At 61.5% G+C, this 13,558-nt stretch carries 14 protein-coding genes; 5 read left to right on the top strand and 9 right to left on the bottom strand.

The window, feature by feature from the left end; all coding sequences use genetic code 11:
* Window positions 1–446 precede the first annotated feature (446 nt).
* The 7 genes from ACMDB8_RS04255 to ACMDB8_RS04225 all read right to left on the bottom strand — a co-directional run bounded on the left by ACMDB8_RS04255 (window position 447) and on the right by ACMDB8_RS04225 (window position 6,838).
* The gene (locus ACMDB8_RS04255) at window positions 447–1,457 is read right to left on the bottom strand and encodes a YeiH family protein (protein WP_056728555.1); all 1,011 of its coding nucleotides are present in this window, start codon (window positions 1,455–1,457) and stop codon (window positions 447–449) included.
* Window positions 1,454–1,780 carry a Rieske (2Fe-2S) protein gene (locus ACMDB8_RS04250; RefSeq protein ID WP_056728553.1) on the bottom strand — a complete coding sequence of 109 codons (327 nt, stop codon included), beginning with the start codon at window positions 1,778–1,780 and terminating at the stop codon, window positions 1,454–1,456. The genes ACMDB8_RS04255 and ACMDB8_RS04250 overlap by 4 nt, the downstream gene beginning before the upstream one ends.
* A complete protein-coding gene (locus tag ACMDB8_RS04245) occupies window positions 1,777–2,439 on the bottom strand; it encodes a DsbA family oxidoreductase (RefSeq protein ID WP_056728551.1) in 663 nt (220 codons plus the stop codon). Before ACMDB8_RS04245 ends, ACMDB8_RS04250 begins: the two co-directional genes overlap by 4 nt.
* The gene (locus ACMDB8_RS04240; RefSeq protein ID WP_056728549.1) at window positions 2,436–3,764 is read right to left on the bottom strand and encodes an MFS transporter; all 1,329 of its coding nucleotides are present in this window, start codon (window positions 3,762–3,764) and stop codon (window positions 2,436–2,438) included. The genes ACMDB8_RS04245 and ACMDB8_RS04240 overlap by 4 nt, the downstream gene beginning before the upstream one ends.
* 92 nt (window positions 3,765–3,856) lie before the next feature.
* Window positions 3,857–4,909, bottom strand: a complete 1,053-nt coding sequence (locus ACMDB8_RS04235) for a 3-keto-5-aminohexanoate cleavage protein (protein WP_223542454.1) — start codon at window positions 4,907–4,909, stop codon at window positions 3,857–3,859.
* An 86-nt stretch (window positions 4,910–4,995) separates the two neighbouring features.
* Window positions 4,996–5,844, bottom strand: coding sequence for a TauD/TfdA dioxygenase family protein (locus ACMDB8_RS04230; protein WP_056728545.1), 849 nt, complete (start codon window positions 5,842–5,844; stop codon window positions 4,996–4,998).
* Window positions 5,845–5,857: 13 nt separating this feature from the next.
* The gene (locus ACMDB8_RS04225) at window positions 5,858–6,838 is read right to left on the bottom strand and encodes a quinone oxidoreductase family protein (RefSeq protein WP_409078275.1); all 981 of its coding nucleotides are present in this window, start codon (window positions 6,836–6,838) and stop codon (window positions 5,858–5,860) included.
* Window positions 6,839–7,042: 204 nt separating this feature from the next.
* On the opposite strand from ACMDB8_RS04225, the gene ACMDB8_RS04220 reads away from it, so the two are divergent.
* Window positions 7,043–8,962, top strand: a complete 1,920-nt coding sequence (locus tag ACMDB8_RS04220) for an alkaline phosphatase D family protein (protein WP_409078276.1) — start codon at window positions 7,043–7,045, stop codon at window positions 8,960–8,962.
* 2 nt (window positions 8,963–8,964) lie between these two features.
* Here ACMDB8_RS04220 and ACMDB8_RS04215 read toward each other — a convergent pair whose 3' ends face one another.
* Complete coding sequence (locus ACMDB8_RS04215; protein ID WP_409078277.1) at window positions 8,965–10,017, bottom strand: hypothetical protein; 1,053 nt, start codon at window positions 10,015–10,017, stop codon at window positions 8,965–8,967.
* Window positions 10,018–10,149: 132 nt separating this feature from the next.
* Between ACMDB8_RS04215 and ACMDB8_RS04210 the strand changes: the two genes are divergently transcribed.
* The 3 genes from ACMDB8_RS04210 (at window position 10,150) to ACMDB8_RS04200 (ending at window position 11,353) form a co-directional block, all read left to right on the top strand.
* Window positions 10,150–10,641: an adenylate kinase gene (locus ACMDB8_RS04210; RefSeq protein ID WP_409078338.1), complete on the top strand. Its 492-nt coding sequence runs from the start codon at window positions 10,150–10,152 to the stop codon at window positions 10,639–10,641.
* 206 nt (window positions 10,642–10,847) lie between these two features.
* Entirely contained in the window at window positions 10,848–11,102 is a 255-nt protein-coding gene (locus tag ACMDB8_RS04205; protein ID WP_056728535.1) for a type II toxin-antitoxin system prevent-host-death family antitoxin, read from the top strand.
* On the top strand, window positions 11,099–11,353 hold the full coding sequence (locus ACMDB8_RS04200; RefSeq protein ID WP_015093589.1) for a Txe/YoeB family addiction module toxin: 255 nt from the start codon (window positions 11,099–11,101) through the stop codon (window positions 11,351–11,353). The genes ACMDB8_RS04205 and ACMDB8_RS04200 overlap by 4 nt, the downstream gene beginning before the upstream one ends.
* An 8-nt stretch (window positions 11,354–11,361) precedes the next feature.
* On the opposite strand, the gene ACMDB8_RS04195 is transcribed toward ACMDB8_RS04200, so the two are convergent.
* Complete coding sequence (locus ACMDB8_RS04195) at window positions 11,362–12,537, bottom strand: aspartate aminotransferase family protein (protein ID WP_056728533.1); 1,176 nt, start codon at window positions 12,535–12,537, stop codon at window positions 11,362–11,364.
* Between the two features lie 102 nt (window positions 12,538–12,639).
* On the opposite strand from ACMDB8_RS04195, the gene ACMDB8_RS04190 reads away from it, so the two are divergent.
* Window positions 12,640–13,557, top strand: coding sequence for a LysR family transcriptional regulator (locus ACMDB8_RS04190; protein ID WP_056728531.1), 918 nt, complete (start codon window positions 12,640–12,642; stop codon window positions 13,555–13,557).
* Window position 13,558 lies beyond the last annotated feature (1 nt).

Here is a 13,558-nt window from a genome sequence, read left to right as displayed (position 1 = left end):
AGCAGAATCGGCTTGATCCCCACCGCTGCCAGCTCCCTGAGCCGGGTCTTCATGCCCAGAATGCGCGAAGTTGGAACACCACCCCTGTGGGAGCGAGCTTGCTCGCGATGGCGGTGTGTCAGCCGCCATGAGTGTTGAATGTGAAACCGCTATCGCGAGCAAGCTCGCTCCCACAGGTTTTGTATCAACCGACGTTCAGAGCCCCCAGCGAAGCAACAACAGCACCAGGAACACCGTCTCCCCGACCATCAGCAGAATCGGTTTGATCCCGACCGCCGCCAGCTCCCTGAGCCGGGTCTTCATGCCCAGAATGCGCGAAGTTGGAACACCACCCCTGTGGGAGCGGGCTTGCTCGCGATGGCGGTGTGTCAGCCGCCATGAGTGTTGAATGTGAAACCGCTATCGCGAGCAAGCTCGCTCCCACAGGTTTTGTGTCAGCCTGCCAATTAGAGGCCCCAACGCAGCAACAACAGCACCAGCACGACCAGGAACACCGTCTCCCCGACCATCAGCAGAATCGGCTTGATCCCGACCGCCGCCAGCTCCTTGAGCCGGGTCTTCATGCCCAGGGCACTGATGGAAATCACCAGGCACCAGCGCGACAGTTCGTTGACCGATCCCTGCACCGCAGGCGCTATCCAGCCGGTGCTGTTGATGCAGGCCAGAATCAGAAAGCCGACGGCGAACCACGGCAACAGCGGCGGGCGCTTGCCCGTCGGATCGGCGCCTTGCATGCGGGTGATCATCGCCGCGGTGACGATCACCGGCAGCAGCATGGCAACGCGCATCAGCTTGACCACCGTGGCCGTGTCGCCGGTCTCGGTCGACATGCTGTAGCCGGCACCGACCACCTGGGCCACGTCGTGGATCGTGGCGCCGAGGAACACCCCCGCCACCTGCGGTGACAACTCCAGCCAGTTGGCGATCATCGGGTAGACGATCATTGCCAGCGTCGACAGCGCCGAAACGCCGATGACCGTGAACAGTGTGGCGCGCTCTTTCTGCGGATGGTTCGGCAGCGCCGCTGCCAGTGCCAGGGCCGCCGAGGCACCGCAGATGGCCGTCGCGCCGCCGGTGAGCATGCCGAACAGGCGCTGGAAGCCCAGGGCCTTGGCGGCGATCACCGACACGCTGATGGTCACCACCACCAGGATCACCACCAGCGCTATCGGCTTCCAGCCCAACGCCGCCATTTGCTCCAGTGTGATGCGCATGCCCAGCAGTGCCACGCCAATGCGCAACACGGTGCGGGCGGTGAACTCGATACCGGCCTTGCAGGGGCCGTCATCGGCGAGAAAATTCAGGGCCATGCCCAGCAACAAGGCAAACAGCATGACCGGCGCACCGTAGTGCTCGGACAGAAACGACGCGGCGGCCGCGACAATCAGACTGACGATAAGCCCCGGTGCCAGTTCGCGCGTGCGAGTGTGGATACGGGTGAGAGCAATGGCGCTCATGGCGCGGACTCCTCGGTTGCGATGACGATAAACGCCTGGCCGTCGATGATCTCGACCGGGTAGTTGGTGACTTTGACCTGCCTGGAATTGAGCAGGTAACCGCTGTGCAAATCGAAGCGCAAACCATGGGCGAGGCATTGAATCACCCGGCCCTCAAGACGCCCTGCGCATAGCGAAGAACCCTGGTGCGGGCAGCTGTCGTCAATGGCAAACAACTGCCCGTCGACGTTGAACAGCGCCAGGCTTTTGTCTTCGAATTCGAACAGCGCCCGGCCACCGGCCTGCGGGTACTTGCCGGCTGGCACGGGAATGCGCCGGGTCATGCCGGTTGCCGCTCGCGATCATGTTCCTTGAGGGCTTCGGTCATGGCCCCGAGCAGCGCCTGGGCAGGTTGTGCGCCGATCACCGTCAGGCGGTTGTCGAATTTGAAGCTCGGCACACCACTGGTCGCGCCAGGGGAGCCTTCAAACGGCGTGGCATCGCCCTTCAGGCAATCGAGCAAGCCGTCCTGGGACACGCCGCAGGAGCGGGCGATGGCAAGCAAGGTCTCACGGCAACCGAGGTTTTCGCGCCTCAGGAAATAAGCGGCGAACAGTCGTTCGAGCAACATTTCACGCTGGCTGGCATTACCCAGTGCGCTGGCACGCTCGAACAAGCGATGGGCGTCGGCGGTGTTGGGCATCGTCTCGATACGGCTGAGATCGATGGCCAGTCCGACTGCACTGGCAGCCTGCTGTACCTGGTTTTGGCGCATGGTCATTGCGTCGGCATTGCCCAGGCGCTTGCGATAGAAATCGGCGAAGGGTTCACCTTCCACCGGTATCTGCGGCAGCAACTGCACACCGTGCCACACCGTAGTGATCTGCACATCCGGGTGGCGACTGCGAAACTGCACCTGCGCGTGCTCCAGTTGGCGTTTGCCGATCAGGCACCAGGGGCAGATAAAATCGAAAAACACATCAATACGTAAACGACGACTCACAACTTCACCTCTATCCCGGCGGCACTGACGGGCTCAGGCAAGCTCTGACCCTCAAGCCGGGCGATATCTTTTTGGTAATGACACTTGGCATAGAAGAACACCGCTGCCGCCGCGAGGCTGACCAGTGGCACTAATTGGAAAGCGGCATGCAGGCCGATGAGGTCGGACACACGGCCAGTCAGGAACGGCCCGGGTGCCAGCCCCAGCAGGTTATTGGCCAGGGTCAGCGTGGCGAACGCCGTACCGTGGACCGAGTAATGGGTCAGGTTGGCAACCATTGCGCCGGCGGGGCCGGTGGTGCCGGTGGCAATCGCCATGCCCAGACAGATCAGCGCCAGTTGCACCGGCCCTGCGTGCAAGGCAAAGGCCGCCGACAGCAGCAGGCAACTGCCCAGGCAAAAGCCGATGGCCAGGCTGACCTTGCGCTCCGGCGAGTTGCGACACAGGCGGTCGCTGAGCATGCCGCACAGGATCATCCCCGCGCCGCTGCACAACACGATGATCGCCGCCATGCCACCGGCCTTGTCGGTGGGCATGTCGTAGTAGCGGTTGAGGTAGCTGGGAATCCACACCATCACCGTACCGCCGACGAACAACTGCAAGCCGCTGCCGATGTAGGTCGCCACCACCGAACGGCTGGACCACAACGTAGACAACGGACGCTTGACCGCTGCCACCTTGTTCGCCAACTGAGCTGCACGCTTGGGCGCAATGCGCGCTTCCTTGACGATGAGCGGATAGAGCACCGCCAGAAACAGGCCAAACAGCGACATGCCGGCGAACGACCAGCGCCAGCCCAGCTTGGCGGCGATCGCACCACCCAAAGCCATGCCCAACACCGAACCGAACATCCCACCGGCCATGAAGGCACTGGCCAGGGTGGCCCGCATGTGTTTGGGGAACACCGAAATCACTACCGCGATGCCCACGCTGCCGTAGGCGGCTTCGCCGACGCCGACCATGAACCGCGCGATGAACATCTGCTGGTAGTCCTGGGCCAGCGCGCAACCCAGGGTCGCCACGCTCCACAGGAACGCCATCAGCGCCAGGCTCTTGACCCGGCCGAAACGGTCGGCCATCAACGACAGGGGAAACGTCAGCAGGCCGACCATCAGGGCAACGATGCCGCTGAGCAGACCCAGCTGTCCGTCGCTCAATGCCCACTCACTCTTGAGCAGCGGGAATACCGCGTTCAGCACCTGACGCGACATGTAATCGGAAATCAACAGACCGAACGTCAAGGCAAAGACGATCCAGGCATATTGGCGCGCAACGCCGACTCCGCTGGAGTCGTCATCGTCAGCGGCGATTGGGTGAAAGGCCATGCAGCCTCCTCAATAGCTTTGTTTTATTTTTGTTATCAAGCGTGTAACGGTCAGGCGGACGAGAGGTCACGGCCTCTCGTCCCGACCCACGGTCAACCGCGTTGCGGAGTACCTTTCTGCCCAGCCTTGCGGTTGGGGGCCATGCCGTTGGCCAACAGGGTTTCTTCGATGGTTTCGTACTGCACGCCGATGCGGTAGATCTCGCGGGCTTCTTTGCCGGTGGCGATTTCACGGCCCAGTTCATGGGCAATGCGCACGGTTTGCCGGATCTGGGCAACGGAGCCGAAACGGTCACCCTTGTGGTCAATGATAGTGTCTTCGTTGCCCACACGCGGGTGCATGCCCATGGCCATCGACATGGTGTTGAACGGCATGACGTTTTTCAGCAGCGACTCGGAGGTCAGGGTGCAACCGTCCGGCGCGCGGTGGATGAAGTTGAAGAAGTTGAACGGGTTCGGGCCATCGAAACCGCCGCCGATGCCGATCCAGGTCAGGTTCAGCGGGCCTTTGTAAACGCCACGGCGCACCAGGCGCTCGAGGGTTTCCAGGGCGTGCATGCCGGTCAGCTGGAAGTGCGGCTGGATGCCGTTGTCCATCAGGCGCTTGAGGTGCTCGGCAACCCAGCCCGGACCTGCCGGTACGGTCATTTCGCTGTAGGCGGCATGGATCAACGGGTTGTCCAGGGAAGTGCCTTTCAGGTACTCCGGGTACAACAGCTCCATGATGTTCATCTGGGTGGTGTTGATCGCCACGGTGACCTGATCCGGCTTAGGGGTCAGTTCGGCCAGCATGTGACGGGTGTCGTCAGACAGCCACTTGGCCGCTTCGCCATCGCTTTCCGGAGCGAAGGAAATCGAGCCGCCGACCTGGATGATCATGTCTGGCACGGCTTCACGCACACCGGCGATCAGCTCGTTGAATTTCGACAGGCGCTTGGAGCCCTTGCCGTCCAGTTCACGCACATGCAGGTGCAGCACGGTGGCGCCGGCTTCATAGCACTCGACCGCTTTCTGGACTTGCTCGTCCATGGTCAGCGGGATGTCTTCCGGGAAATCTTCCGGCATCCATTCCGGGCCGTACGGGGCCACGGTGATGACTACCTTTTCCATGTTTTCGGGGTGCAGGGAATCGTCGAAAAATTGCATGGGTTACTCCAGTTCTTATGATTGTCCCGCCCACCCGGAGTCGCGCCGGGCAGGCGTGTTTACGAGAGCGAATGCAGAGGCGTGGATCAGTAAGTCTTGTCGCCGATGATCCCGGCGCGATCCATCTTGCGATGGCAAGGCGGGTAATCCATGACGGCGTAATGCTGGGTACTGCGGTTGTCCCAGATGGCGATGCTGTTGGGCTTCCAGCGCCAGCGCACTTGATACTCGGGGATGTACGCCTGGCTGATCAGGTAACGCAGCAGCTCGCTCGCGCCGGGGTTGGCGTCCTGGCCGAACCTTACCCGCGCCGGGGTATGGTAGTTACTGAAGTGCGTGGCGAAGGCGTTGACGAACAGCACTTTCTCGCCGGTTTCCGGGTGAGTGCGCACCACCGGGTGCTCGGCATCCGGGAACCGCTCCCTGAGTGCCAGGCGTTTTTCAATCGGCATGGCGGCGCCGAAGCTCGCTTCGATGCTGTGGCGCGCACGCAGGTCGGCGATCTTGACCTTCACGTCTTCGGGCAAACGTGCGTAGGCCTCGACCATGTTGGCCCACATGGTGTCACCGCCCACCGGCGGGCACTCCAGGCAACGCAATACGCAGCCCATCGGCGGGGCATCACGCCAGGTGGCGTCGCTGTGCCAGGAGTTTTCGTAGCGGTCTGCCGGCTGGTCCGGACGCTTGTAGATTTGCACCAGACCCGGATGCTCCGGATCGCTGCCCGCGACGGGGTGATCTTCAAGCTCGCCGAAGCGCCGGGCAAAAGCTACGTGCTCGGCGCGGGTGATGTCCTGATCGCGCAGGAACACCACGCGGTGCTTGAGCAACTGGGCGCGGATCTCGGCAAACAGACCGTCGTCGTGTACCGCGTCGGCCAGATTGACGCCGATCAGTTCGGCGCCGATGGAGCAGGTCAATTGTTCGACTTTCATGGCTGGCCGCTCCCTAAACGACGAAAATCGATGAGCCGGTAGTCTTGCGCGATTCAAGGTCGCGATGGGCCTGCACGGCGTCCTGCAAGGCGTAGTGCTGGTTGATCTCGATCTTGATCCGGCCGCTGCCGACGTGGTCAAACAACTCACCGGCCAGCGCGGCTTTTTCGGCCGGGTCGCTGATGTAGTTGGCCAGGGCCGGACGGGTCAGGTACAGCGAACCTTTCATCGCCAGCATCACCGGGTCGAACGCCGGGATTGGTCCGGAAGCAGTACCCACGCAGACCATCAGGCCACGGGGTTTCAACGAATCCAGCGAACCCATGAAGGTGTTCTTGCCGACGCTGTCGAACACCACATTGACGCCCACGCCATCGGTCAGTTCGCGAACGCGAGCGGCGACGTCTTCATGGCTGTAGTTGATCGTATGGTCGCAACCGTGAGCCCGGGCGATTTCCGCCTTTTGCTCGGTCGACACCGTGCCGATCACGTTCAGGCCCAGCAACTTGGCCCACTGCGAAACGATCAGGCCGACACCGCCAGCGGCGGCGTGCAACAGGATGCTGTCGCCCGGCTTGAAGTCATAGATGCGGCGCATCAGGTACGAGGACGTCAGGCCACGCATGGTCATCGCGGCAGCAGTCTCGAAGCTGATGGTTTCCGGCAGCTTGATCAACGGCGCGGCCGCGATCAGGCGCTCGGTGCTGTAGGCGCCGAGGGTGTTGAGGAAACCGGTGTAGGTGACGCGATCACCGACTTCGACGTTGGTAACCCCTTCACCAACGGCCTGGACTACGCCAGAGGCCTCGACGCCCATGCCGTTGGGCATCGGAATCGGGTAGGTGCCGTTGCGGAAGTAGGTGTCGGCATAGTTCAGGCCAACCGCCACATGGCGAAGGCGAACCTGACCCGGACCGGGTTCGCCGACTTCGACGTCCTCATAACGTAGAACATCGGGACCACCGGTTTCGTAGAAGCGTACGGCTTTGGCCATTTTTCTTATTCTCCAATCTGCAATATGGGCGTGTTGCATCGAATTGCGCTGATTGGACTGTAGGACGAGGCCTGTCGGGACGCTTCTCATCAGACGACAATGGCTTTTCATTTGGTGACAGACAGAAACGGGATCGTCTGGCCAGTCCCACCACCACCTGCGCTATCATCGCCCGCTTCCACGCCCCAAGAGTCTTGAACCCGGATGTCCGAAACGCTGCCACTGCCTGATGATCATGCCTTGCCCCCAGTCCTGGCCGGCCCGCTGTTGCGGCGCCTGGAGCCCACGCGGCTGGTGCTGTGGCTGGTGGGTTCCCGGGCGCTGGCGCTGACCTTGCGCTTGCAGGGCGTCGGCGATATCCGCCTGGATGCCGGTCAATGCACGGTGATTGCAGTGGGTGCCCATGCCTTTGTGCACTTGATCGATGTACAACTCGACGGCGCCCTGCCCCGGGACGAGTCGGTCGACTATGACCTGTTGATCGATGGCACAGAACAAGGCATCGCCGACTGGGCGCCGCACCTGCTGTATGGCGATGCCCGTTGCCCGAACTTCGTCCTGCGCGCTCGGGTCGACCAGTTGCTGCACGGCTCTTGCCGCAAGCCTCATCACCCGGCGACAGACGGCTTGCTGTGCGTCGACCAGTTACTGGCGCAGGAACACGCCGCCGGGGAGCGCCCGGCACTGCTGATGATGACGGGCGATCAGGTCTACGCCGACGATGTCGCGGGGCCGATGTTGCGGGCGATTCACGCTTTGATCGAACGTTTGGGCCTGTTCGGCGAACACCTCGAAGGCGCCGTGGTCAGCGACAGCGCCAGGCTCTACGAGCATCCGGCCAGTTACTACCACCGTGCTGATCTGCTGCCGGCACTGCAAAGCAATGAAACCCTGCGCGAGCGATTTTTCGGTGGCGCGCGCAAGCCGATTTTCACCAGCAGCAGTGCCGACAATCACCTGGTGACCTTCGCCGAAGTCATGGCCATGTATGTGCTGGTCTGGTCGCCAGTGCCCTGGACCCTGATCGCGCCCCAGGCACCGACGCTGACGCCGGAGCGGCTCAAGCGCTACAGCCTTGAACAGACGCACATCGATGCCTTCAAGGCGGGCCTTGGCAGCGTCGCGCGGGCACTGGCGCATCTGCCGACGCTGATGATTTTCGACGACCACGACATCACCGATGACTGGAACCTTAGCGCGCAATGGGAGGAAACCGCCTACGGCCATCCGTTCTCCCGGCGCATCATCGGCAACGCGCTGCTGGCATATATGTTGTGCCAGGGCTGGGGCAACAATCCGGATGCGTTCACTGCGGTGCTGGAAAAGGCCGGAGCGTTGAGCACCAGCACACACGACCGTCACCTCGACAGTACGGTTCAGGATGATTTGATCGGTGATCTGCTGAAGTTTCAGCACTGGCATTACGTGCTGCCGACCACCCCGGCCATGGTGGTGATCGACACCCGCACCCGACGCTGGCGCAGCGAAATGAACCTCAAGCAGCCTTCCGGTTTGCTCGACTGGGAAGCCCTCAGTGAACTGCAACAGGAACTGCTGGACCACCCGAGTGCGATCATCGTTTCGCCAGCACCGATCTTCGGCGTCAAGCTGATTGAAACCGTGCAGCGGGTATTCAGCTGGTGCGGTTATCCACTGCTGGTGGACGCGGAAAACTGGATGGCCCATCGCGGCGCGGCACAGGTGATCCTGAATATTTTCCGCCACTCGCGCACCCCGGGTAACTACGTGGTGCTGTCGGGCGATGTGCACTATTCCTTCGTCTACGAAGTGCTGATCCGCCACCGCAAGGCCGGGCCGCGCATCTGGCAGGTCACCAGCAGCGGCATCAAGAATGAATTCCCGGCCACCCTGCTCGAGTGGTTCGACCGCCTCAACCGCTGGCTGTACTCGCCACGCTCACCGTTGAACTGGCTGACCAAGCGTCGACGCATGCGCATCGTGCCGCATGTGCCCGAGCACGCCGAAGCCGGTGAGCGGCTATGGAACTCGGCGGGGATCGGCCAGGTGTATTTCAATGACCTGGGGCAGCCGCAGACCATCTATCAGCACAACTCGAACGGCTCGCCGAAGACCCGGATGATTGCCCCCGAGCACAGCGACTGAACCTACTGGCGATAACACGCCAGGCCATTGCCCAGGTCCACCGCCAGGCAGTCGCCCTTGACCTCTAGCTCGATGGTTTTGAAGACCCCGGACAAGTCGCGCATCTGCGCGGGGTTGACGCGTTCATCCCACATCAGGTCGATTGCCCGGCTGTCTGCCGCGATCTCGAACCATTGCGGGCTCTGTTCGTTGCTCAACTGCACACCGAGTTTTTTCAGGGTCTTGCCCACGGGTGCCGGCATAAGCAGTTGCTGTTGCCGCGAATCCGTCCAGCGTTGCGATGTTTGTGAACCGTCATCGAACGACCAATAGATATCCACAGGCTTGATCGCCGGCGGTTCAGCAGTCACGCCGTAGAGCAGGGTCAGGATGTAGTTGCGGTCAATCTGCGCCAGCGCTTTGGGGGCGTTGCGAAAAAACTGTTGCGACTGCATCAGGCCAAGCTCATCCGGTTTGTCGTAGGTCATTTGCCCGGTCGTGCGATCAACCTTCCAGTTCAAGGTAAGGGTGCGTGTCTGGGGGGCGATGGCAAACCATTGCTGCGGTTGGTCGGCACTGCTTTGCAGGCCAACCCGGGTCAGGGTTCGCTGCTCGGAATACGGCAGGTAAAGCTGTCGGCCCACCGCGTTATTCCACAGCAGTTGCGTGGCTGGCCCTTGGGTGAACTCGAACGACACCATCACCGGTGCGATGCTCGGCACAGGGCTGGAGCGGGCGTAACGCAGGTTCAGCACATAGTTGCTTTGCGCCTGCTTGAACCTGTCGCCGCCGTCGGGCTGATGCGCGTCTTTAAGGTCTGCCAGACTGTGGGTACGCCTTAAATTGAACAACAGGTTTTCAGCGGGCGGCTCGACCGCATCACTGGTCAAGGTCAGGGTGTTGTCGACCAGCTTCCAGCGACCTTTGGCGGAGCCTTCGGCACCGGCATACTCGATCATGGCGTCAAAGGTGTTGTCCGGTGCCAGCGACAGCCTGGAGACGATCTCCCTGGCCTGCAGCCTGTAGTGCCCGGCAATGCCCGGTGTCTGCGTTGCAGCATTTACGCCTGAAGCCATGCCTAACGTCATGAATAACGCAATTCGAACCCACACCTGATGGAGCTCCTTCCCCTTGAGTGAGGGTCGATTCTGTGGGTTCTTCCGGGGGGACGCCAGCGAATGAAGATGAAATTTCGCAATGCACATGAACTGGATCTGAGCCGCACTTTGATCATCGGTAATTCAGGGTCCGGCAAGAGTTGGTTGGCGCAACGGCTGGCGGATCGCTTGCAGCTGCCCTGGACCGATCTCGACCGGATTCACTGGCTATCCGACGAACACAGCATCCCCCGCCCCCGCGCCGAAGCATTGACCATGGCGCGGATCGCGGCCGAACAAGAGCGCTGGGTGATCGAAGGCGTGTATGGCTGGATCGCCTGCGAACTCCTGCCACGGGCGACTGCGCTGATCTGGCTGAGCGTCGGGGACGAGGATTGCGTGGCCAACATTCGACAACGCGAGGCTGGGCGCGATGAGCAGGACCTGTTGCTGATCGCCTTGCTGGAGTGGGCGGGCAGTTATCGCCAGCGGCAGGGGTCAAGTGGGTTTGCGGCGCATCAGCGACTGTTCGAGGAGTTTTGCGGTGGGAAAATCCGTCTGCGGGATCGGGAGGAAATCGCGGCGCTGGTTCATCACTCGTAAATTTTTGCAGCTGTGGTCAGACAATCCTGATGGATGGCGTGTAGCTCAGGATGGGATTACATCAGTCACGGAAACGTCCTGAGGAACATTCGGCGATACTCGACACAAGCGTGGATGCACTTTCCACGCAACAACCACTCGTAGGTATCGCCTTGCTAACATGTACTCATTTCTGTACGTTCTCTGCATCAAGCGAGGACAATCACATGGAAACCATCAACTACACCAACGCTCGGGCACACTTGGCGCAAACCATGGACCGGGTGAATGAAGATCGCGCCCCGCTACTGGTAACCCGTCAGAAAGGCGAGCCGGTAGTGATGATGTCATTGGCCGAATACAACGCTCTCGAAGAGACAGCTTATCTGCTGCGCTCCCCAGCCAACGCTGAACGCCTGATCAAATCAATCGGTAACCTGCGAGCGGGCAAAACCAAAACCAGGCAACTGATTGAAGAATGAATATCGAGTTCACCCCTGAAGCCTGGGACGATTATCTCTGGTTCCAGCAGAACGATAAGGCAGGACTCAAACGTATCAACCTGTTGATCAAAGCTATCCAGCGCGAGCCTTTCGACGGTCTGGGAAAACCCGAACCGCTCAAGCATAACTTGAGCGGATTCTGGTCACGCCGGATTACGGCTGAACATCGTCTGGTCTACGCCGTTGAAGACGGCGAAATACGCGTCGTGATGTGCAGATACCATTACTGAGCCGAACTTCAGCCCGCTTTCACCACCCCACTCACCCCTCTGACAATCATCTCCACCTCCCGCTCATCAATGGTCAGCGGCGGTAGCAGGCGGATGGTCTTGCCCCGCGTGACGTTGATCAGCAAGCCGTGATCCCGAGCGGCGATCAGGCTCAGGTCGCGGATCGGTTGCTTGAGTTCGATGCCGATCATCAGGCCCTGGCCGCGGATCTGCGAGACGTTCGGGTTGCCCGTCAGTTCTGTGCGCAATCTTTCGAGCAGGCGTTCCCCCTGAAGCCGGGCGTTTTCCAGCAGGCCTTGTTCTTCAACGATATCCAGCACGGTGCATCCGACCCGGCAGGCCAACGGATTACCGCCAAAGGTGCTGCCGTGGCTGCCCGGCGTGAAGAGTTCGGCCGCCTTGCCACGGGCCAGGCACGCGCCGATGGGCACGCCGTTGCCCAGGCCTTTGGCCAGGGTCATGACGTCCGGGACGATGCCTTCGTGCTGGAACGCGAACCACTGGCCGGTGCGGCCGATGCCGGTCTGGATTTCATCGAGCATCATCAGCCATGAGCGCCGGTTGCACAGTTCGCGCACGGCCTTGAGATAACCCGGTGGCGCCAGTTGCACGCCGCTTTCGCCCTGGATCGGCTCCATCAGGACCGCCACGATCCGCGAGCCAAAAGCCTGTTGCACCTTGTCCAGCGCGTCGAGGTCGCCGAACGGTACTTTGACGAAATCCCCCGGCAGCTTGTTGAACCCCAGGCGTACCGCCGGGCCGTCGCTGGCCGACAAGGTGCCAAGGGTGCGGCCATGGAACGCGTTCTCCATGACCACCACCAGCGGCTGCTCGATACCCTTGTGCCAACCATGCAGCCGGGCGATTTTCAGGGCGGTTTCGTTGGCTTCGGCCCCGGAGTTGTTGAAGAACGCCCGGTCCATGCCCGCCAGCCGCGTCAGTTTCTGCGCCAGCCGTTGTTGCCAGTCGATGCTGTAGAGGTTCGAGGTGTGCAGCAACAACCCGGCCTGTTCGGTAATGGCGGCAACGATTTTCGGGTGGGAGTGGCCGACATTGGTCACCGCCACACCAGCGACCGCATCCAGATATTCGCGACCGCCCTGATCCCACAGGCGAGTGCCCAGGCCCTTGTTGAAACTCAAGGCCAAGGGTTGGTAAGTGCTCATCAGGCAGGCGGCGGTCATGACATCAAGCTCCAGCAAGGGTCGGTGTTTTTGCAGTATGGTTAGCCACCAGAACTGGATAAACACCGAAAAACTTCAATCATTTAAAAGCAGAGCTTGATAATGGACCTGTTCCAGGCAATGACTGTCTACGTGAAAGTGGTGGAGACCGGCAGCATGACCGCCGCCGCCTTGCAGTGTGAAATGTCCACGACCATGGTCGGCAATCACCTCAAGGCCCTGGAGCAACGGCTGGGTGTACGCCTGCTCAACCGCACCACTCGGCGCCAGCGGCTGACCGAGTTCGGCACCGCGTATTACCAGCGCTGCCTGGAAGTGTTGGGGTTGGTGGCCGACTCCGAGCGCCTGGCCGAGCAGGCGCTGGACGAACCGAGCGGCATCTTGCGCATCACCGCGCCCCTGACCTTCGGTACCGAACGCCTGGCGCCGGCACTGAGTGAGTTCAGCCGGCAAAACCCGCGGGTGAAACTCGACGTGGTCCTGACCAACCGGCGCCCGGATCTGCTGGAAAATGGTCTGGATGTGGCGTTTCGCCTCGGCGCGCTGGAGCCCTCCAACCTGATCGCCCGCCCGCTGATCGACTACACCCTGACCATGTGCGCGTCACCGCAGTACCTGGCCCGGCGCGGCACACCGCAAACGCCTGAAGACCTGCGGCATCACGACTGCCTGTCCTTTGCCTATCCGGCCGGGGATGACTGGCAATCGGTGCAAAAGGAATGGCGCCTGGCCGGTCCCGATGGCGAAGTCAGCGTCGGGGTCGGCGGACCAATGCTGATCAACAGTTCGGCGGGGTTGCATCAGGCAGCGCGCACCGGCATGGGCATCGTGATGATGCCCGACGCCCTGGTCGAGCAGGACCTCAAGGACGGAAAGCTGCTGGCCCTGATGCCCGATTACTGCCCGCCCAGCCGGCCGATGCACCTGGTCTACGCCCAGGATCGCCACCGTTTGCCGAAGCTGCGGCGCTTCGTCGAATTCGCCGTACAGCGATGGGGCAAGCACCCGTCCGCCGACTAGG

Source organism: Pseudomonas monachiensis (assembly GCF_047345015.1).
Classification (GTDB): Bacteria; Pseudomonadota; Gammaproteobacteria; order Pseudomonadales; family Pseudomonadaceae; genus Aquipseudomonas; species Aquipseudomonas monachiensis.
This window is presented reverse-complemented; position numbering and strand designations above follow the sequence as displayed.